The 19265-nt window shown below is 75.2% G+C and carries 14 protein-coding genes and 1 tRNA gene; 13 read left to right on the plus strand and 2 right to left on the minus strand.

The window, feature by feature from the left end; all coding sequences use genetic code 11:
• The first annotated feature begins 112 nt into the window (after positions 1–112).
• From CP974_RS30415 to CP974_RS21240, 5 genes are read left to right on the plus strand one after another with little or no spacing between them, the layout of a single operon-like run.
• The gene (locus tag CP974_RS30415) at positions 113–2224 is read left to right on the plus strand and encodes a S1 family peptidase (RefSeq protein WP_223844538.1); all 2112 of its coding nucleotides are present in this window, start codon (positions 113–115) and stop codon (positions 2222–2224) included.
• On the plus strand, positions 2221–4620 hold the full coding sequence (locus tag CP974_RS21225; RefSeq protein ID WP_162530970.1) for a serine/threonine-protein kinase: 2400 nt from the start codon (positions 2221–2223) through the stop codon (positions 4618–4620). The genes CP974_RS30415 and CP974_RS21225 overlap by 4 nt, the downstream gene beginning before the upstream one ends.
• A gap of 33 nt (positions 4621–4653) precedes the next feature.
• Positions 4654–6390, plus strand: coding sequence for a vWA domain-containing protein (locus CP974_RS21230; protein WP_031130225.1), 1737 nt, complete (start codon positions 4654–4656; stop codon positions 6388–6390).
• Entirely contained in the window at positions 6387–7313 is a 927-nt protein-coding gene (locus tag CP974_RS21235; protein WP_031130226.1) for a GlnX family signal transduction membrane protein, read from the plus strand. Before CP974_RS21230 ends, CP974_RS21235 begins: the two co-directional genes overlap by 4 nt.
• Entirely contained in the window at positions 7310–8629 is a 1320-nt protein-coding gene (locus CP974_RS21240) for an ABC transporter substrate-binding protein (RefSeq protein ID WP_037937433.1), read from the plus strand. Before CP974_RS21235 ends, CP974_RS21240 begins: the two co-directional genes overlap by 4 nt.
• A gap of 92 nt (positions 8630–8721) precedes the next feature.
• Here the strand turns inward: CP974_RS21240 and CP974_RS21245 are convergent, their stop codons facing one another.
• Positions 8722–9690 (minus strand): CpaE/TadZ family protein, encoded by a 969-nt coding sequence (locus CP974_RS21245; protein ID WP_031130228.1) that lies wholly within the window; start codon positions 9688–9690, stop codon positions 8722–8724.
• A 524-nt stretch (positions 9691–10214) separates the two neighbouring features.
• Here CP974_RS21245 and CP974_RS21250 point away from each other — a divergent pair.
• From CP974_RS21250 to CP974_RS21260, 3 genes are all read left to right on the plus strand, one after another.
• Complete coding sequence (locus tag CP974_RS21250) at positions 10215–11411, plus strand: ATP-binding protein (RefSeq protein WP_373276756.1); 1197 nt, start codon at positions 10215–10217, stop codon at positions 11409–11411.
• Complete coding sequence (locus CP974_RS21255; protein ID WP_031130230.1) at positions 11408–12478, plus strand: ParA family protein; 1071 nt, start codon at positions 11408–11410, stop codon at positions 12476–12478. Before CP974_RS21250 ends, CP974_RS21255 begins: the two co-directional genes overlap by 4 nt.
• Positions 12479–12777: 299 nt before the next feature.
• Positions 12778–13059, plus strand: a complete 282-nt coding sequence (locus CP974_RS21260) for a hypothetical protein (protein ID WP_031130231.1) — start codon at positions 12778–12780, stop codon at positions 13057–13059.
• Positions 13060–13198: 139 nt separating this feature from the next.
• Here the strand turns inward: CP974_RS21260 and CP974_RS21265 are convergent.
• Positions 13199–13270, minus strand: a tRNA-Arg gene (locus tag CP974_RS21265).
• Between the two features lie 105 nt (positions 13271–13375).
• Here CP974_RS21265 and CP974_RS21270 point away from each other — a divergent pair.
• The 5 genes from CP974_RS21270 (at position 13376) to thrC (ending at position 19110) form a co-directional block, all read left to right on the plus strand.
• On the plus strand, positions 13376–13879 hold the full coding sequence (locus tag CP974_RS21270; RefSeq protein WP_078915498.1) for a response regulator: 504 nt from the start codon (positions 13376–13378) through the stop codon (positions 13877–13879).
• Between the two features lie 100 nt (positions 13880–13979).
• Positions 13980–15173, plus strand: a complete 1194-nt coding sequence (gene nrtL, locus CP974_RS21275) for an ArgS-related anticodon-binding protein NrtL (protein WP_031130233.1) — start codon at positions 13980–13982, stop codon at positions 15171–15173.
• Between the two features lie 16 nt (positions 15174–15189).
• Positions 15190–16581, plus strand: coding sequence for a diaminopimelate decarboxylase (gene lysA, locus CP974_RS21280; RefSeq protein WP_031130234.1), 1392 nt, complete (start codon positions 15190–15192; stop codon positions 16579–16581).
• A 104-nt stretch (positions 16582–16685) separates the two neighbouring features.
• Positions 16686–18032 carry a homoserine dehydrogenase gene (locus CP974_RS21285; RefSeq protein ID WP_031130235.1) on the plus strand — a complete coding sequence of 449 codons (1347 nt, stop codon included), beginning with the start codon at positions 16686–16688 and terminating at the stop codon, positions 18030–18032.
• Positions 18033–18039: 7 nt separating this feature from the next.
• The gene (gene thrC, locus CP974_RS21290; protein WP_031130236.1) at positions 18040–19110 is read left to right on the plus strand and encodes a threonine synthase; all 1071 of its coding nucleotides are present in this window, start codon (positions 18040–18042) and stop codon (positions 19108–19110) included.
• The last annotated feature ends 155 nt before the right edge of the window (positions 19111–19265 follow it).

Consider the following 19265-nt stretch of genomic DNA (forward strand, 5'->3'; position numbering starts at 1 on the left):
AGTATGGGGCAGAAACGCCCTCGCGCGTATAGTGCCGACCATGGTGGCCGACGGGGGTATCAGCGCCAGTCCTTCCGCTTTTCCAGGTTCTTCGACTCCTTCCGGTGCCGCGGTGTCTTCCGCTCCTTCGAGTGCCGCGCACCTCTCCCTGAGGACCCCGCTGTGGGCGGTCCGCATCCGGCGGGGCGACGGCGAGATCGCCGGTGCCGGCGTCCTGCTGAGCCGCGACCGGGTCCTCACCTGCGCCCATGTCGTCACGCCCGGCGAGCCGGTCACCGCCGAGTTCGTCGGGGCGGCCGGGGGCCGGGCGCCCGGCGGCCGGGTGCCCGCCGTCACCGCGCGGGTCGACGAGGGGGCGTACGTCCCCGAGGCCCTCGACACGGACCAGGACCCGCGCGGCGACGTCGCCCTCCTGCGGCTGGACCGCCCCCGGCCCGCCCGCGAACCGGTCACCCTGCACCGGCTGTCCGCCCCGAACCGCACGGTCCGGATGTACGGCTTCCCGCACGAGTACAACGGCGGCGTCTGGTTCCGCGCCACCATCGTCGGAGGCTGGGGACGGGACGGGCAGGTCCAGCTCGTCCCGGCCACCCCCGGCGAAGTGGCCGCCCCCGGGTGCAGCGGCGCCGGGGTCGTGGACGACCGGACCGGGGCGGTCATCGGCATCGTCCTCACCAGCGTGACGGACCGCCTCGGCAACGCCTTCTCGTCCATGAGCCCCGCCGAGACCATCGTCCAGCACCTCCCGCAGGTCGCCGCGTGGACGCGGGGCCGCACCGCCGTCGACGACCGGCTCCGCTCCCGCACCGGCTCCGGCGGTGGCCGCCCGTCCCTGGACCAGCCGTTCGCGCTGCGGCTCGCCGCCTGGCTGCGCGGCGACGGCGACCAGGTGAAGATCAGCGTCGTACGCCCCGGTGACCAGATCCGCGCCGAGACCCTGCGCCGCGCCATCACCCTCGCCGACCGCGAGTTACGCACCGCGGACTCCGTCGGCCGGGCGGCCCTGGACGCGCCCGGCACCGTCCCCTCCGCCGGCGGCCACGACCTGGCCCTCGACGTCACCGGCGCCACCGCCGCCGACACCGCCGAACGCGTCGCGGAGCGCATGGGCCTGTGGCAGCACCCCGCCGGCCCCGCCGTCGAACGGATCAGGACCGGCGGCGCCGCCCTCACCCTGGTCGTCGTCGGCGTCGACCGGGCAGCCGACCCGCCCGCCCTCCTCGACCTCCTCGCCGTCCTGCGCCGGGGCGGCAGCCGTCTCCTCCTCGTCTTCCGCGAACCGGGCCCCCTGTACGAGCGCGCCCGCGCCGAACTGGTCGACGGCCCGGACCGGGAGCGCCGGGAGCGCCTCGTGGCCCGCCTCCGCGAGCTCACCGGCCCGCTCGCCGCGTCCCTGGGCGACGCGATGGCGGCCGTACGGGCCGACGACCCGAAGCAGGTGCACGACGCCCTCTACCGGGCGGGCCTCGCCCTCCACCTGCTGACGGGCACGCAGCAGCCGCGGGAGCGGTCGGGCCACGGGGCCGCCGGGACCCCCGCCGCCCCGGCGCCGCCTCCCCACCCGCCGTCCCCCGGCGCCCCGGCACAGGAGCCGCCCGCCCGGCCCCTCTCCGCCCCGGCCGCTCCCTCGGCCCCATCCGGTCCGGCGGCCCCGGCCGGTCCGGCCGCGCCCGCCCAGGCCCCCACCGCGGCTCCGGCCTCCTCCGCACCGGTCGACCTGGCCGCGTACGAGCGGCTCGCCGACCGGCTCGAAACCCGCCTGCGCGCCGCCGCCGACCGCCTCGACGCCCTGCGCCGCCGCCGCGCCGAACTGGCCGGCCGGCTCGACGGGTACCACGCGCTCCACCGCAGCCTCACCGAGGGCGCCGAGGACCTGGACGTCGACGCCCTCCACCGGCGCGCCCACCGCTTGCTGCGCACCCGCCCGTGCGACGTGCCCGCGGCGGAGGAGGCCGTCGCGGCCTACACCGACCTGGTCGAACGCGCCGACAGCTCCCGGCGCGACCGCGCCGCACGAGACGGGCGCGGACGCGAACACCCCACACGGGACCGCCCCGCAGGGGACGGGCACGGACAGGACCAGCACGGACAGGACCGTCCCGCACAGGACCGCTCCGCACGGGACCGGCACGGACAGCCCGCCCGGCACGAGCAGCCCGCACAGCCCGCACAGCCCGCCGGAGAAGAGCAGCGGCAGCGTGGAGGAGGTGGCGCACCGTCATGACGGCATCCGCCAGGCCCTGCACCCGACCCGGCTGCACCGGCACGCTGATGGCAACCGGCTTCTGCGGCACCTGCCACCGGCTGCCCCCGGCCCCCGGCTCCGCCCCGGCGGCCGGCCCCCCGGCCGCCGCCGCGACCCTCCCCGCCTCCACACCGGGCCCCGCCCCGGCCGCCCCCGCGGCCGCACCCGCCCACGGCCCCGCCCCCGCCCCCTCCGCGCGCCGTCCGGCCGGGGCGGCCCCCGCCCTCCTCGACCACGACGGCCTCGTCCTCCTCCCGCACCTCGAAGCCCCGGACCCCGGCGTGGCCGCCAGCCCCACCGCCCGGCCGCCCACCGGCGGCCGGCGCTGCGGCTACGAGAACTGCACGGGCGTCATCGGCGTCGCCTATGACGGGGCCCCCGCCCCCGACCGGGGCTTCTGCCCCGAGTGCGGGCACCCGTACTCCTTCGAGCCCCGGCTGCGCCCCGGCGACACGATCGGCGGCCACTACCGGGTGCTCGGCTACCTGGCGGTGGGCGGGCTCGGCTGGGTCTACCTCGCCGAGGACACCAAGGTCCCCGACCACCTCGTCGTCCTCAAGGGCCTCATCAACAGCGGAGACGCCGTCGCCCGCCGCTCCGCCGTCGAGGAGCGCCGCTCCCTCACCACGCTCCACCACCGCGACATCGTCCGGATCATCACCCACGTCCAGCACCGGGCGCCCGGCGACGACGAGCCGACCGGCTACATCGTCATGGAGTACATCGCGGGCCGCTCCCTGGCCTGGCTCCGGTACGCCTCCGACGAGGAACTGACCGCCGCCTTCGGCCGCCCCTTCGGCATCGACCACGTGATCACCTACGGCTGCAAGATCCTCGGCGCGCTGGAGTACCTCCACGACCAGGGCCTCCTGTACTGCGACATGAAGCCCGAGAACGTCATCCACTACGGCCGCGACATCAAGGTCATCGACCTCGGCGCCATCCGCCGCGTCGACGACCGCACGTCCGGCCTCGTCTACACCCGCGACTACGCCCCGCCCCGGAGTGAGCGCGAGCAGCGCGGCTTCCACGTCGACACCGACCTCTACACGGTCGGCCGCACCCTCCAGGTCCTCGCCGCCCGCGCCGAACCGGCCTCCGGCCTCGCCGCCCGCTCCTTCGAGGCGCTGATCCGCCGCGCGACCCACCCGGACCCGGCCGCCCGGTTCACCTCGGCCGCCGAGATGTCCCGCCAGCTGTGGGAGGTGCTGCGCGAGCAGCAGGCGCTGAAGGGGCACGAGCCGTACCCGGAGCGCTCCACCCGCTTCGCGCCCACCGCCGCGCTGTTCGGCGCCGCGCTCGGCAGCGTGCCCGAAGCCGACCGGTGGGCGGGCGCCGACACCGACGCGCCCCGCCCCCTGCCCGTGGCCGCACCGGGCCCGCGGGAGGTCGTGTCGGGCCTGCCCGTGCCGATCCCCGACCCGGACGACCCGGCCGCCGCCCTGCTCGCCGGGCTCGCCGCGCACAGCCCCGAGCGGGTCGCCGGGCAGGCCGCGCGCGATCCGGCGCTGGGCACCGTGGAGGCGGCGCTGTGGCTGTGCCGCGCGTTCGCGCACCGGGGCGATCCGGACGGGGCCGGGACGTGGCTGGACGAGGCCGCGCGGCGGGGCGCGGGCGCGTACGACTGGCGGCTGTCCTGGCACCGCGGCCTCGTCCGGCTGACGGAGGGCCACGTACGGTCCGCCGAGGAGGAGTTCGCCGCCGTGTACGCGGCGCTGCCGGGCGAGTGGGCGCCCAAGCTGGCGCTCGGCTACTGCGCCGAGTACCTGAACGCCGGCGCCGCGGGGGCGCGGGACTACTACGAGGCGGTCTGGCAGCGGGACCGTACGCAGGGCAGCGCGGCGTTCGGGCTGGCCCGGCTCCAGCTGCGGGGCGGCGACCGGGCGGCGGCCGTCGCCGTACTGGACGGGGTGCCCAGCACCTCCCGCCACCACGACGCGGCCCGCGTCGCGGCCGTACGGGCCCTGGCCGGCCGCCTCCCGCACACCGGGACCACGCCGGGCGGGGCCGGGGGGCCGGGGGGCGGGCCGGGCGCCGGGGAGCTGCGGGAGGCCGCCGAACGGCTGGCGGCGCTCGCCCGCACCGGTGAGGACCGGGCCGCCCGCGAGCGGCTCCTCACCGAGGTGCGGGAGTGCGCGCTCGCCTGCCGGCCGCCCGGCGGCTGGGGCGCCGCCTTCCCGGCGGGCGAGGTGCTCGGCGAGGAGGACGACGTCACGGCGCTGAGCAGGCTGCTGTCCCGCTCGCTGCGGGGCCTCGCCGACGAGGTGCGCGACGGCGGCCTGCGGGACGACCTGCTCGACCGGTCGTACGCGGTCCTGCCGCCGCCGCGCCTGCGGCTCGTGGCGGCGGGCCGGCGTGGGAAGAGACAGGACTAGGGCGCACGCACGCGACGAGGGGGACGCGAGGACATGAGGCCGGAGAGCAGCGGGGGCGGCGCGGGGGGCGCCACGGCGGCCCTGGAGACCAGCCAGTCGAAGTACCTGTCGGCGAGCGGCGGCGAGCAGGAGATGCACGTCGTCCTGACCGTCCGCGTCGAGGGCACGGTCCCCACCCACCCCACAGACCCCACCCACCCCACCCATCCGGCGGACCCCACCGGCCACCCCGGCCGCGGCCCGCACGGTGACGACCGCCGCGGCCCGGACGCAGGCGACCGCCGGGCCCCGGACGGGGACGCCGTCCGGCACCCGGACGGGGACGCGATCCGGCACCCGGCGGGGGCCGGGCCCGGCGGCGCCCCGCTCCTGGCCCAGGTCCTCGTCGTGGACTGCTCCGGCTCCATGACCTGGCCGCAGGAGAAGTTCCGCGCCGCCCGCCAGGCCGCCGCGGCGGCCATCAGGATGCTGCCGGCCGGCACGCGGTTCGCCGTCGTCCAGGGCACCGAGGACGCCACGATGGTCTTCCCGGCCCACGAGGGCATGGCCGTCTCCTCCGCCGGGCAGCGCCGCCGCGCCGAGGCCGCCCTCCAGGGCCTCCCGGCCGGGGGCGGCACCTGCATCGGCGCCTGGCTGGACCTGGCCGGCCGGCTCCTCGCCGCGCAGGACGCGCCCATCGGCCACGTGCTGCTGCTGACCGACGGCAGGAACGAGCACGACCGCACCATGCCGCTCGACGCCGTACTGGACACCTGGGAAGGCCGGTTCGTGTGCGACGCCTGGGGCATCGGCGACGGCTGGGACGCCGGTGAGCTGCTGCGCGTCGCCCGCAGGCTGCACGGCAGCGTCGGAGCCGTACGGGAGGAGGCCGCGCTGCCCGGCGAGTACGAGAAGCTCACCGCCCGGCTGCTCACCAAGACCGTGCCCGAGCTGACCGTCGAGGTCACGCCCGCGCCGGGCACCGCGATCCGGTACCTCAAGCAGGTGTTCCCCACCGAGGCCGACCTGGAGCCGGGCGGGCCGCCCGGACCGGACGGCGCGTACCGCTACACCACCCGCGCCTGGGGCGACGAGACCCGCCGCTACCACCTGTGCCTCACCGCCGACCCCACCGGGCGGCCCCGCGGCGAGGACCTGCAGCTGGCCGCCGTCGGGCTCGCCCGGCCCGCCGCCGGCCCGGCCATGGCCCCGACCGCCGTGCGGCTGCCGCCGCCGCGCGCCTGCGTCGTCCACTGGACGGAGGACCCGGCGCTCTCCCGGCACACCGACACCCAGGTCGCCCACTTCCAGCTCTACGGCCGGTTCGGCCAGGCCGTCGCCGCCGCGGCCGCCGCCTACCGCCGGGGCGACCGGGAGGCCGCCGAGCGGCACCTCGGCGAGGGCGTCCGGCTCGCCCACGCCGTCGGCGCCACCCGGCCGCTCGCCGACTTCCGGCGGCTGGCCGACATCGAGGACGCGGCGGCCGGGCGGCTGCGGCTCAGACCCGACCTGGCCCCGATCGACTTCGAGCACCTGATCACGGCGAGCAGCCACAGCACGTACGGCCCCGAACCGGACGACCCCGCCCCGCCACCCGGCCTGCCGCCCCACCCGCCCGGCGGCGCGGGCACGGACCCCGCCACGGGCCCCGACCCGGGCCCCGGCACCGCGTTCAGCGCGACCGCCCCCGCCCCCGCCCTCACCCGGCCCTGCCCGGCCTGCGACGGGCGCGCACCGCTCACCGCCCGGTTCTGCCCCCGCTGCGGCCACGACCTGCGGGAGCGCCCGTGAGCACCACCGCGCGCGACCTCAGGCGCCGCCTGAAGCTGCTGGTCGGCCTCGGACTGGCCGCGACGCTCGTGCTGTCCGGCGTCTACCGGGCCGTCCACGACGACGCGGCCCGCCTCTCCGAGGCCAGCTCGCCCGGCGTCCTCGCCGTCGACACGGCCAGGTCCTCCCTGCTGCTGGCCCACGAGACCGTCCCCGAGAGCGGCCTGGAGGGCGCCGGCTCGGGCTCCTTCCACACCCGCGTGTCCGTCGCCCACCAGGCCCTCGCGCTGGCCGCGTCGGAGAACGTCACCGGCATCGAGGGCCGCCGCACCCTCCAGACCGTCACCGGGCTCATCGCCGTCTACACCGGCTGGGTCGAGCAGGCCCACCGCGAGCCCGCCGGCTCCCCGCTGCGCACCGCGTACCTGCACTACGCCGCCCGCGTCCTCGACGACCCCGACACGGACCAGGACATCACGGGCCGTCTCGACCTCCTGCGCGAGCGGCAGATGGCGGTGGCCGAGAAGCAGGCCGCGTTCGGTACCTGGACGGCGTGGGCGCTGGCGGTGGGCGCCGTCCTGTTCGCCGCCCTGTGCGCGGCGCTGGTGGAGGCCCAGCGGTTCACCCGGCGCCGGTTCCGGCAGGTCGCCGACGTACCGCTGCTCCTGGCGACGGTGCTGTGGGCGGCGGGCGCCGCGGTGCTGGCGTGGCACACCGCGTGGACCCGCGCCGGCGCGGCGGACGCGCTCGCCGAGCTGCGGGGCGAGCCGACCGGGGCCCGGGTGGCGGAGGCGGGCGAGAGCGTGGCCGGTCACCTGGCCGACGTCGGCGCGCGGGCGGCGGTCTCCGACCTCGTCCTGGTGGGAGGGGTGGCCCTGGTGGCCCTGACCGTGAGCGGCCTGCTGCCGCGCATCGCCGAGTACCGCCCCCGGAGGCCCCGATGACCGGCCGGCTGCGCCTGGAGGGATGGAAGCGCGCGTATGCCGTCGTGCTCTGCCTGGTGGTCCTCGCCGCGGGGGGGATCGCCTGGACGCAGTGGCAGGGGCGCGCGGAGCGCTCGGTGACGCTGCTCGGCAACTGGACCGGCGCCGACGAGGCGCGGTTCAAGAAGGAGGTACTCGAGCCGTTCGAGGCCGAGCACGGGATCAGCGTCGTCTACCAGGGGAGTTCCGCCGAGAGCCAGGTGCTCGCCGCCGACGTGGAGGCGGGCGCGCCCCCGGACGTGGTGATCATGCCGGGCCCGGGGGAGCTGGCGGAGTACGCGGCGCTGCGGCGGCTCAAGCCGCTGGACGGCCTGTTCGACCCGGACCACTACGGGCCCATGTGGACGCCCCGGATCGCGGGCGGGGTGTACTGGGTGCCGGTGAAGGTCGACCTGAAGAGCATGGTCTGGTACCCGGCCGCCGTGCCCGAGGCCGACCTGCCCGCCCTCGCGCGGAAGCCGGGGGAGTGGTGCCTCGCCCTGGAGTCCGGCGCCACCTCCGGCTGGCCGGGCACGGACTGGGTGGAGGACGTCCTGCTCCAGCAGGCCGGCTGGCGGAAGTACCAGGACTGGGCGACGGGCAGGCTCTCCTGGAAGGACGACGCCGTGCGGCAGGCGTGGGAGACGTGGGGCGGCCTCGTCGGGGCGGGCGACCGCAAGCGCGTGGAGCGCGCCCTGCTCGGCGGGTTCGCCGACCCGTGGGGCGGTGAGCGGCCCACCTGCACGACGCAGCGGCTGGAGCACCAGGCGTCGTTCGTCCGGGCCGGCGGGCACTGGTCGGCCGCGGAGGGCCGGTACGTCCACTCCAAGGCCCTCATCCCGCGCGCCCGCAAGGACCTGACGGCCTGGGAGGTGTCCGGGGACCTGGCGGCCATGCTGCGGGACACGCCCGAGGCGCGGGCGCTGATCCGGTACCTGGCGGACCCGGGCACCGCCCGGCTGGGCTTCACCGCCAACCGGGCGGTGCCCGAGGGCGCGTACGCCGAGGACCCGGCGGAGGGCGGCAACGGCTCCGGGAAGGGCGGCACCGGCTCGGCGAAGGGCGGCACCGACCCGACGAAGGGCGCCATCGACGCGACGCTGCGCGGCCGGGGCACGATGCGGTGCTGGGACGCCTCCGACGCGATGCCGCCGGCGATGCGCGACGCCTTCCACCAGGCTGCGCTGCGCTTCCTGGCCGACCCGGCGGAGCTGCCGGAGCGGCTCGCGGTCCTGGAGGAGCTGCGGGTCCGGCACCGGGGGGCGGCGTGGCTCCCGGCGGTGTGCGGCGAGAGCTGACGGGGTGTGCGAGCGCCGACGGGGCGCCCGCACAAGGCGGCGACGGCCACGGACGGAGCCGCGGCACATCCCCCGGCCCCTCCCTTCCTCCCCTACCGGGTGCGCAGGGCGCGGCGGAGGGCCTCGGCGGCGAGTTCCACGGCGGCGTCGCGGGTGGCGCGGGCGAGCAGGGCGGGATGGATGGGCCCGCCCTGGGCGAGGTGCCGGTCGTAGGGCAGGGGCAGCACGGTGACGCCCGGCTCCCGCAGGTGCGCGACGGCGGTCCTGAGGTCCAGGGTCATGTCGGGGGCGTTGGAGGTGAGGACGACGACCGTGCTGTCGATCGCGCGGCGCCCCGGCAGCGCGCCGAGCCAGTCGAGCACCACGCGGGTGCCGCCCACGCCCTCGGCGGTGCGCGGCGCGACGATGACCCGCGCGTGCGCGGTGTCCATCGCCGTGCGGGCGACCTCGCCGGGCAGGGTCTCGCAGTCGACCACGGTCACCGCGAAGTGGCGGCGCAGCGCCAGCGACACGGTCCGGTACGTGGGCACGTCCAGCGGCGGCCCGACCCGGCCCTGGCCGGCCGGGAGCAGCCAGCCGCCGTCGGTGACGGGGACCAGGTAGCCGGTGATGTCGTTCAGGTCCATGCGGGGCGTCAGGATCCGCGCCAGCTCACCGCACGACCACCGCACGGACGGGGCGCCCATCCGCACGGCGAGGGTGCCGAGCGCCGCGTCGGCCTCCAGGGTGAGCACCGGGTCCGGGCGGTGGTGGGTGAACGTACGGCCTAGCAGCGCGGCGACCGTCGACTTGCCGACCCCGCCGCGGATGGACGTCACGGCGACGACCCGCCCGCTGGGCACGGGCAGCCGCACCTCCTGGCCGCCGCGTCCCTGCTCCCCGCCCTCCTTGGTGCCGGGCGAGGCGAGCCCGCGCAGGGACTGCCCGACGCGCCGGACGGCGGAGTCGCCGTGCTGGGGCCGCCCGAGGGCGGAGGCGAGCCGCGCGTCGACGGTCGGCACGGACTCGGGCGCGGGCAGCGGCACGTACGGCCTGCGCATCAGATGGTCGCCGTGAGTCATGCCGTACTCCTAAGCGCGGGGGCGAGGACGCCGGTGGCGAGCGGAAACAGTACGAGACCCCCCACCGACTCCACCAGGCCACCACCCCCGGACGGCGCAGAGCCACCACCCCCGGACGGCACCGGACCACCGGGCCCGGACGGCACCGGACCACCGCCCCCGCTCCTCGCGCCCGCGGCGCCGGCCCCCACTCCACTCACGCGTTCGAACCTACCACCGGCCCCGTCGCGCAACGGGCCCGAAGGCCCCACCCCTCCGCACCCCGCCACCCACAACTCCCCCCACCCGCAACGAATCCGCCCCCCGCCCCGGCGGCTCGGCGCGCCCGCCCCCGACTCCCAGATCCCTGCCGCCCCGCGAGTTGCGCAAGACCGCGCACGCCCAAGCCCACGGACGCACCCGCACCCCACGCCTACGCGTCAGGGCCCCGAGGGGATTCCCCAGGCGGCCTGTGAGGCGAATACCCCGGCACCTGAACCCCTCGTGCACCTCCTGCCCCCGCCGCACACGGCAGAATGGGCCCGGTGAGCGACGAAGACGTGGACCTGGCCGAAGTCCTGGGAACCCAGGAGTCCGCATGGCTGGAGTTCAAGCGCAGCCCCAAGCGCGAGGGCAGGCGCGGAGACGCCATCGCCAACGCGGTGTGCGCCATGGCGAACGACCTGCGCGGTCGCGGCGGGGGCGACATCCTGGTGGGGGTGGACGACCAGGGCATGCCCGTCGACGACGTCGACGTCAGCGATCAGGCGCTGCTGCAGCTCACCGAGATCCGGGACTCAGGCCTCATCCTCGACCGTCCCTCCCTCACCGTCGAGCGGTCCCTCTACCGGGGCAAGCCCGTCATCCGGATCCGCGTGGCCGCGTCCGCCACCCCTCCGGTGCGGTACGACGGTGTCGTCTGGGTCCGCCCGGGCCCCACCACCCGGAAGGCCAACCGGGAGGACGAACGGGTCCTCACGGAGCGTCGACGAGCCCGGGACGTGCCCTTCGACACGCGCCCTCTGGAGCGCGCCCGCATCGAGGATCTGGACCTGGATGTGTTCCGGCACTCCTACCTGCCGTCGATGGTCGCCCCCGACGTCATCGAGGAGAACGGCCGCCCCATCGGGCTGCAGCTCTCCTCTCTCCACCTCGCCACCCCCGGCGGAACGCCGACCACGCTCGGCGTACTCGCCGTCGGACTGGACCCGAGCAGCCAGGTCCCCGGGGCCTACGTCCAGTTCGTCCGCTACCAGGGCGACGATCTCGACGCCCCGATCGCAGACGAACAGGAGCTGCGGGAAAACCTGGTGAGTCTCGCCTCGCGCCTGGAACCCCTGCTGCGCAGCAACCTGCGCACGCGGCTCGTGGAAGACGGCTTCCGGGAGACCCCGCGCCCGGACTACCCGCTGGAGGCGCTGCGCGAGTTGTGCATGAACGCCCTCATGCACCGCAACTACGAGACGTCCCACGCCCCGACCCGGATCGTGTGGTTCGACGACCGGATCGAGATCACCAATCCCGGTGGGCCGTTCGGGCAGGTACGGGACGACAACTTCGACCGGGTCACCGACTACCGCAACCCGTCCCTCGCCGCGGCGCTGAAGGGGCTCGGTTACGTCAACCGGTTCGGCCGGGGCATCGGCCGGGTACGCAGGGCGCTGGAGGACAACGGCAATCCCCCCGCGGAGTTCCAGGTGGACGAATCGTCGTGGGTCGTCGTGGTCAGGAGGGCGGCATGACGTCGATCGCGCTGTTCAACAACAAGGGAGGCGTGGGCAAGACCACCCTCACCTATCACCTCGCCCACATGATCCGGCGCCTCGGCCTGAGCGTCCTGGCCGTCGACCTGGACCCCCAGGCCAACCTCACCTCCATGTGCCTGGACGAGACGGAGATCGAGGAGCTCTGGGAGAACCCCTCCGAACTCATCGACCAGGGAGCGGCGAAGGCAGGGATCCCCGGTACCGGGCGGGTGCGCAGCGGACAGACGATCGCCGACGCCGTCCGTCCCATCCTCGAAGGGGTCGGCGACATCGCGGCCGTCGAACCCGCCGAACTCCAGCCGGGCCTCTGGCTGCTGCCGGGCAGCCTCGACCTCAGCCGCTTCGAGGACAAGCTGTCCAACGAATGGTCCCGTGCCTACGCGGGTGACATCGCGGCGATCCGTACGTCCACGGCGTTCCACCGCATCATCGAGCAGGCCACACGGACCGTCGGGGCGGACGTCGTCCTCGTCGACGTCGGCCCCAACCTGGGAGCCATCAACCGAGCCGCCCTGATTTCGGCCGACACGGTACTGATGCCTTTGGCCGCGGACCTCTTCTCGCTCAAGGGCCTCAGCAACCTCGGGCCGACACTGCGCCAGTGGCGCGCCGACTGGCAGCAGCTCGTCCTGCCCAGGGTGCCCGCCGGCATCTCGGCACCCCGGGCCGAGATGCGTCCCCTCGGGTACGTCATCATGCAGCCGGAGATGCGCCTCGACCGGCCGGTCAAGGCGTACGAGCGATGGCTCAAGCGAATCCCCTGGGTCTACTCCTCGGCGGTCCTCGACGAGGCGGAGCCCACGAGGGAGGACGATCGGCACCGCATCGCGACCATGCGGAACTACAGGAGTCTGATGCCGCTGGCGCACGACGCCCGCAAGCCCATGTTCGACCTGAGGCCCGCCGACGGCGCACTGGGCAGCACCCAGCAGTACGTGAAGACCTGCTTCAGGGAGTTCCAGACCCTGTCCCGCGAGGTACTCGCGCGGATCGGTGAGCCCCCGGAGGACGCCTGCCCCCCATCCCCGACGGACCGGCACTAGCTGTTCTGCCCGAGAGGTACGGGCGGTGGACCGGCTGATCGAACCCGAAGAGGGTGAGAACCCTGCGCGCCGCTGCGTGGTCGAGGACAGCCGGCCCCTCGGCGTCATCGCGTGCCGCTGTGGTGCGTCCGCCGGGCGGCGCTTCATCGACGGGGGCGGCGTCCACCTGCGCGGCTTCAGATGCGGGATCGGCACGTCCCCGATCCCGAGGCTTCGAACCTCCGGGTTCGGCGGGGGCTTTCGCTGTACATAGGCTGACAAGACCGGTGCGGTGCACCTTGAGATTCCAGGGAGACGGCATGGACTTGCTTGCAGTCCTCGACGAAGCGGTGGCCGTTCTCAAGGCTTCTCTGGGCGACGATGACCGGGCGCAGGGCTGGACCGATGACCTCCGAAGAGAGGTGCAGGAGGAGATTTCGATCAACCGCTCGGTGCTGCGTCGCCACGGGACGGACATGGTGCGGCACCTGCGTCCTCGCTTCGACGAGTGGATGGAGCGCGAGGGCGTGCGGGCCGGACGCCTCCGGGATCTGGTGGGCGACGTGCAACGGTCGCTGACGGAGGCTCGCGCCACCGAGTGAGAACCCCCGACTGGGGCGTTCGTCGCCCGGCGTCAGTCCGCGACCAGTCCGCGGACTCCAGCGCGCACCCGCACATACGCGAAGACCCCGGCCTCAGCGTTTCCGCTGGTGACGGGGTCTTTGGGCACCTCATGCGAAGTGCCCCCGGCAGGATTCGAACCTGCGCACACGGCTCCGGAGGCCGTTGCTCTATCCCCTGAGCTACGGGGGCGTTCGCCGGTGTTTCGCGGCGACGGGAAGAACACTACCAGCTCTCGGAGGGTGCCTGTGAACAGGTATTTCCGGTGGCGAGGTGGTGGCGGGTCGCCCGCGCGGGGTGGAAGTGGCGAAAAGCCGGACGCGGGGGGTGGGCGGGACCTACTCTCGAGTTGTGTCAGGCGTCTCCGGTCGGGTGCTGGTTGTGGACGACAACCGGGTCATCCGGCAGCTGATCAGGGTCAACCTGGAGCTCGAGGGCTTCGAGGTGGTGACCGCGGCCGACGGTGCCGAGTGTCTGGAAGTCGTCCATCAGTGCCGGCCCGACATGGTCACCCTCGACATGGTCATGCCCCGCCTGGACGGGCTGAGCACCGCCGCCCGGCTGCGGGCCGACGAGCGGACCCGGCACCTGCCCGTCGCGATCATCAGTGCCTGCGACGAGGCGGAGGTGGCGAGTGGGCTGGAGGCCGGTGTCGACGCCTTCCTCTCCAAGCCCTTCGAGCCCGCCCGTCTCGTGCAGATGGTGAGGGGGCTGCTTCTGTCTTCGGGCGGCGACCGGGTCGCGGGGGAGAGGACCGGTGAGAGGACCGGCGACGGGAGAGCGGGAACCAGCCTCGGATGAGCGGGTGCGCTCGGGGGTCGGCAGGTGCGCTCGGGGATCGGGTGACCGGATGGTGAAACCGGGTCGCGTCCCCTCCCCTCCCCTCGCCTACGCTTGTCCCGTGACCCCCGCCGACCTCTCGCTCACCGTCGCGCACGCCGTCCGGCGCGCCGTCGGCGACGGGGACCTGGCCGTACGCGAGCTGCCCGGCCGCCTCACCGTCGAGCGGCCCCGCCCCGGCGGCCTCGGCGACTGGGCCACCAACGCCGCCCTCCAGCTCGCCCGCCCCTCGGGCCTGCCGCCCCGCGAGGTCGCCGAGGTGCTGCGCCGGCGGCTCCTCGACGTACCCGGCATCGCCCGCGTCGACATCACCGGGCCCGGCTTCCTCAACCTCACCCTCCGCCCCGACGCCCGCGCCGGCGTCGGGCGGCTCCTCGTCGAGCGGGTCCGCCGGGAGGGCCTGCGGTACGGATACGGGGACGCCCTCGCCGGCCTGCCCGAGGACCGGGTCCACTTCCGGGTCGCGGAAGGCGCCGGCCCGCGCGTCCGGGCCCTGACCGCTGCCGTCGCCGCCCTGCTGCGCTCCCAGGGCGCCCCCGCCCGTGTCGATGAGGGTGGCGGAGACGGTCAGCGGGGTGGCGCGGGTGACCTCGGGCATGGCGACGGCCCGCGCCTCGCCAGCCCCGGCGGTAGCCCCGGCACCCCCGGCGGTAGCCCCGGCACCCACGGCGCCAGCCCCGGCACCCACGGCGCCAGCCGCGGCGCCCGCCCCCGTGCCAGCCGCGGCGCCCACCCCGGCGTCCGCCTCCACGCCCGCCCCCCGCACTACGACCTCGCCGCCCTTCCCCCCGACGTCCGCCAGTGGGCGCTGCTCCGGCCCGCCCCGCACGACCGGGTCCTCGACGCGGCGCCCCTGCTGCGCCAGACGGAGAGCGGCAACGGCCTCTTCACCGTCCAGTACGCCCACGCCCGCTCCGCCGCCCTCCTGCGCAACGCCGCCGACCTGGGCTTCAGCGCCGCGTACGAGGACGGCCCGCACGACGCGCACCCCGGCGCCGCCGAGCTCCTCGCCGCGCTCGGCGACCACCCCGCCGTGCTCCTCGCCGCCGCCCGGCAGCACGCGCCGGACCGGCTCGCGCGGCACCTGGAGGTCCTCGCCGACGCGTTCCTCGGGTTCCAGCACACCGTGCTGCCCCTCGGTGACGAGAAACCCTCGGCCGCCCACCGCTCCCGGCTCGCCCTCGCCGAAGCCGCCGGGACGGTGCTGGCCGGCGGCCTGTCCCTGCTCGGCGTCAGCGCCCCCACCCGCCTCTGACAGCAGTGAGTGAGAGATGAGCCGTTCCGCACACCCCGCCGGGCCCCGCCACGCCGACGTCCTGCCCGAGGGCCACTACAGCGCGCCGCCCGCCGACCTCAACCACCTCGACCCGAAGGTGTGGTCCCGCACCGTGCGGCGCGGCGACGACGGCGTCCTGACCGTGGCGGGCATCCCCGTCACGGCGCTCGCCGAGGAGTTCGGCACGCCCGCGTACATCCTGGACGAGGCCGACTTCCGGGCCCGCTGCCGCGCCTGGGCCGACGCCTTCGGCGCGGACGCCGACGTCTTCTACGCCGGCAAGGCGTTCCTCTCCCGCGCCGTCGTGCGCTGGCTGCACGAGGAGGGGCTCAACCTCGACGTCTGCACCGGCGGCGAACTCGCCACCGCGCTCTCCGCCGGCATGCCCGCCGAGCGGATCGCCTTCCACGGCAACAACAAGAGCCAGGCCGAGATCCGGCGGGCCGTCGAGGCCGGTGTCGGGCGGATCGTCGTCGACTCGTTCCAGGAGATCGCGCGCGTCGCGCACACCGCGCAGTCCCTCGGCCGGCGGCAGCGCGTGCAGATCCGCGTGACGGTCGGAGTCGAGGCGCACACCCACGAGTTCATCGCCACCGCGCACGAGGACCAGAAGTTCGGGCTCGCGCTCGCCGGCGGCCAGGCCGCCGAGGCCGTGCGCCGCGCGCTGCGCCTCGACGGGCTCGAACTGGTCGGCATCCACAGCCACATCGGGTCGCAGATCTTCGACATGGCCGGCTTCGAGGTCGCCGCCCGCCGCGTGGTGTCCCTCCTCGCCGAGATCCGCGACGAGCACGGGATCGAGCTGCCCGAGATCGACCTCGGCGGCGGCCTCGGCATCGCGTACACCTCCGACGACGACCCGCGCGAGCCGCACGAGATCGCCAAGGCGCTCGGCGAGATCGTGCGCCGCGAGTGCGAGGCCGCCGGGCTCGCCACGCCGCGCATCTCCGTCGAGCCGGGCCGCGCCGTCGTGGGCCCGACGGCGTTCACCGTGTACGAGGTCGGCACGGTCAAGCCGCTGGAGGGGCTGCGTACGTACGTCTCCGTCGACGGCGGCATGTCGGACAACATCCGCACCGCGCTGTACGACGCCGAGTACAGCGTCGCCCTCGTCTCCCGCGCCTCCGACGCCGAGCCGATGCTGTGCCGGGTCGTCGGCAAGCACTGTGAGAGTGGCGACATCGTCGTACGGGACGCCTTCCTCCCCGCCGACCTCGCGCCGGGCGACCTGATCGCCGTGCCCGCGACCGGCGCGTACTGCCGTTCCATGGCCAGCAACTACAACCATGTGCTCCGCCCGCCCGTCGTGGCCGTCGCCGACGGTGCGGCGCGGGTGATCGTCCGGCGCGAGACGGAGGAAGATCTCCTGCGTCTCGATGTCGGGTGACGAAATAGATGTCTCAGGATCCGGACGGGAGGACAGAAACTCCCGTCCGGTGAGTGAGACTGGACCACCGTAGAGATACGCGGAATGACAGGAAACGAGGTCGGATGATGCGTACGCGTCCGCTGAAGGTGGCGCTGCTGGGCTGTGGTGTGGTCGGCTCAGAGGTGGCGCGCATCATGACGACGCACGCCGACGACCTCGCCGCGCGCATCGGCGCCCCGGTCGAGCTCGCCGGCGTCGCCGTCCGCCGGCCCTCCAAGGTCCGCGAGGGCATCGACCCGGAGCTGATCACCACCGACGCCACGGCGCTGGTGAAACGCGGCGACATCGACGTGGTGATCGAGGTCATCGGCGGCGTCGAACCCGCCCGCACCCTGATCACCACCGCCTTCGAGCACGGCGCCTCCGTCGTCTCCGCCAACAAGGCGCTCCTCGCCCAGGACGGCGCGGCGCTGCACGCCGCCGCCCAGGAGCACGGCCGGGACCTGTACTACGAGGCCGCCGTCGCCGGTGCGATCCCGCTCATCCGGCCGCTGCGCGAGTCCCTCGCCGGCGACAAGGTCAACCGCGTCCTCGGCATCGTCAACGGCACCACCAACTTCATCCTCGACAAGATGGACACCTCCGGCGCCGGCTACTCCGAGGCGCTGGACGAGGCGACCGCCCTCGGTTACGCGGAGGCCGACCCGACCGCCGACGTGGAGGGCTTCGACGCCGCGGCGAAGGCCGCGATCCTCGCCGGGATCGCCTTCCACACCCGTGTGCGCCTCGACGACGTGTACCGCGAGGGCATGACCGAGGTCACCGCCGCCGACTTCGCCTCCGCCAAGCGCATGGGCTGCACCATCAAGCTCCTGGCGATCTGCGAGCGGGCCGCCGACGGCGGGTCCGTCACCGCGCGCGTGCACCCCGCGATGATCCCGCTCAGCCACCCCCTGGCCTCCGTGCGCGGCGCCTACAACGCCGTGTTCGTCGAGTCCGAGGCGGCCGGGCAGCTCATGTTCTACGGTCCGGGCGCCGGCGGCTCGCCGACCGCGTCGGCCGTACTCGGCGACCTGGTCGCCGTCTGCCGCAACCGCCTCAACGATGCGACGGGCCCCGGCGACTCCGCGTACACCCAGCTGCCCGTGAGCCCCATGGGCGACGTGGTGACGCGGTACCACATCAGCCTCGACGTGGCCGACAAGCCGGGCGTGCTCGCCCAGGTCGCGACGGTCTTCGCCGAGCACGGCGTGTCGATCGACACCGTCCGCCAGCAGGGCCGGGACGTCCACAGCGGCACCGAAGGCGCCTCCGCCGAGGGCGGCGGGCGTCGGGAGGGCGGGGAGGCGAGCCTCGTCGTCGTCACCCACCGCGCGCCCGACGCCGCCCTCTCCGGGACCGTCGAGGCTCTGCGCCAGCTCGACACCGTGCGCGGTGTCGCCAGCATCATGCGTGTTGAAGGGGAGTAGAGGACCCATGACCAGCAAGGGCACCCACCAGTGGCGCGGCATCATCGAGGAGTACCGGGACCGCCTTCCGGTCACGGACGCGACGCCGGTCGTCACGCTCCGTGAGGGTGGTACGCCCCTCGTCCCCGCGCAGGTCCTCTCCGAGCGCACCGGATGCGAGGTGCACCTGAAGGTCGAGGGCGCCAACCCCACCGGTTCGTTCAAGGACCGCGGCATGACCATGGCGATCACCCGCGCCAAGGAGGAGGGCGCCAAGGCGGTCATCTGCGCCTCCACCGGCAACACCTCGGCGTCCGCCGCCGCGTACGCGGTGCGCGCGGGGATGGTCTGCGCGGTCCTCGTCCCGCAGGGCAAGATCGCGCTCGGCAAGATGGGCCAGGCGCTCGTCCACGGCGCGCGGATCCTCCAGGTCGACGGCAACTTCGACGACTGCCTGACGCTGGCCCGCTCGCTCTCCGACAACTACCCGGTCGCGCTGGTCAACTCGGTCAACCCGGTCCGCATCGAGGGCCAGAAGACCGCCGCGTTCGAGATCGTCGACATGCTCGGCGACGCCCCCGACATCCACGTGCTGCCCGTCGGCAACGCCGGGAACATCACGGCGTACTGGAAGGGGTACACCGAGTACGCCGCGGACGGCATGGCCTCGCGCACCCCGCGCATGTGGGGCTTCCAGGCGTCCGGCTCCGCGCCGCTCGTGCGCGGCGAGGTCGTCAAGGACCCGTCGACCATCGCCACCGCGATCCGCATCGGCAACCCGGCCTCCTGGAGTTACGCCCTGGCCGCGCGCGACGAGTCGGGCGGCCTCATCGACGAGGTGACGGACCGTGAGATCCTGCGCGCCTACCGGCTGTTGGCCGCGCAGGAGGGCGTCTTCGTGGAGCCCGCGTCGGCCGCGTCGGTCGCGGGCCTGCTGAAGGCCGCCGAGCAGGGCAAGGTCGATCCGGGGCAGACCATCGTCTGCACGGTCACCGGCAACGGCCTCAAGGACCCCGACTGGGCGGTCGCCGGGGCCCCGCAGCCGGTCACCGTGCCCGTCGACGCCGCCGCGGCGGCGGAGCGCCTAGGTCTGGCCTGACCCCCCGTCGCCCGCGCCCCGGTGCACGGCGCCGGGGCGCGGGCGCCCCGGGCGTACGGCCCCGGGCGTACGGCACCTCGGTGCCCGATGCTTCCGGTGGGCAGGGCTCCGGCCTCCGGTGCGGTGGTCCGGCCCCGCAGGCCGCCCCCCGCACC

The sequence above is a fragment of the Streptomyces fradiae ATCC 10745 = DSM 40063 genome (genome assembly GCF_008704425.1).
GTDB classification, from domain to species: domain Bacteria; phylum Actinomycetota; class Actinomycetes; order Streptomycetales; family Streptomycetaceae; genus Streptomyces; species Streptomyces fradiae.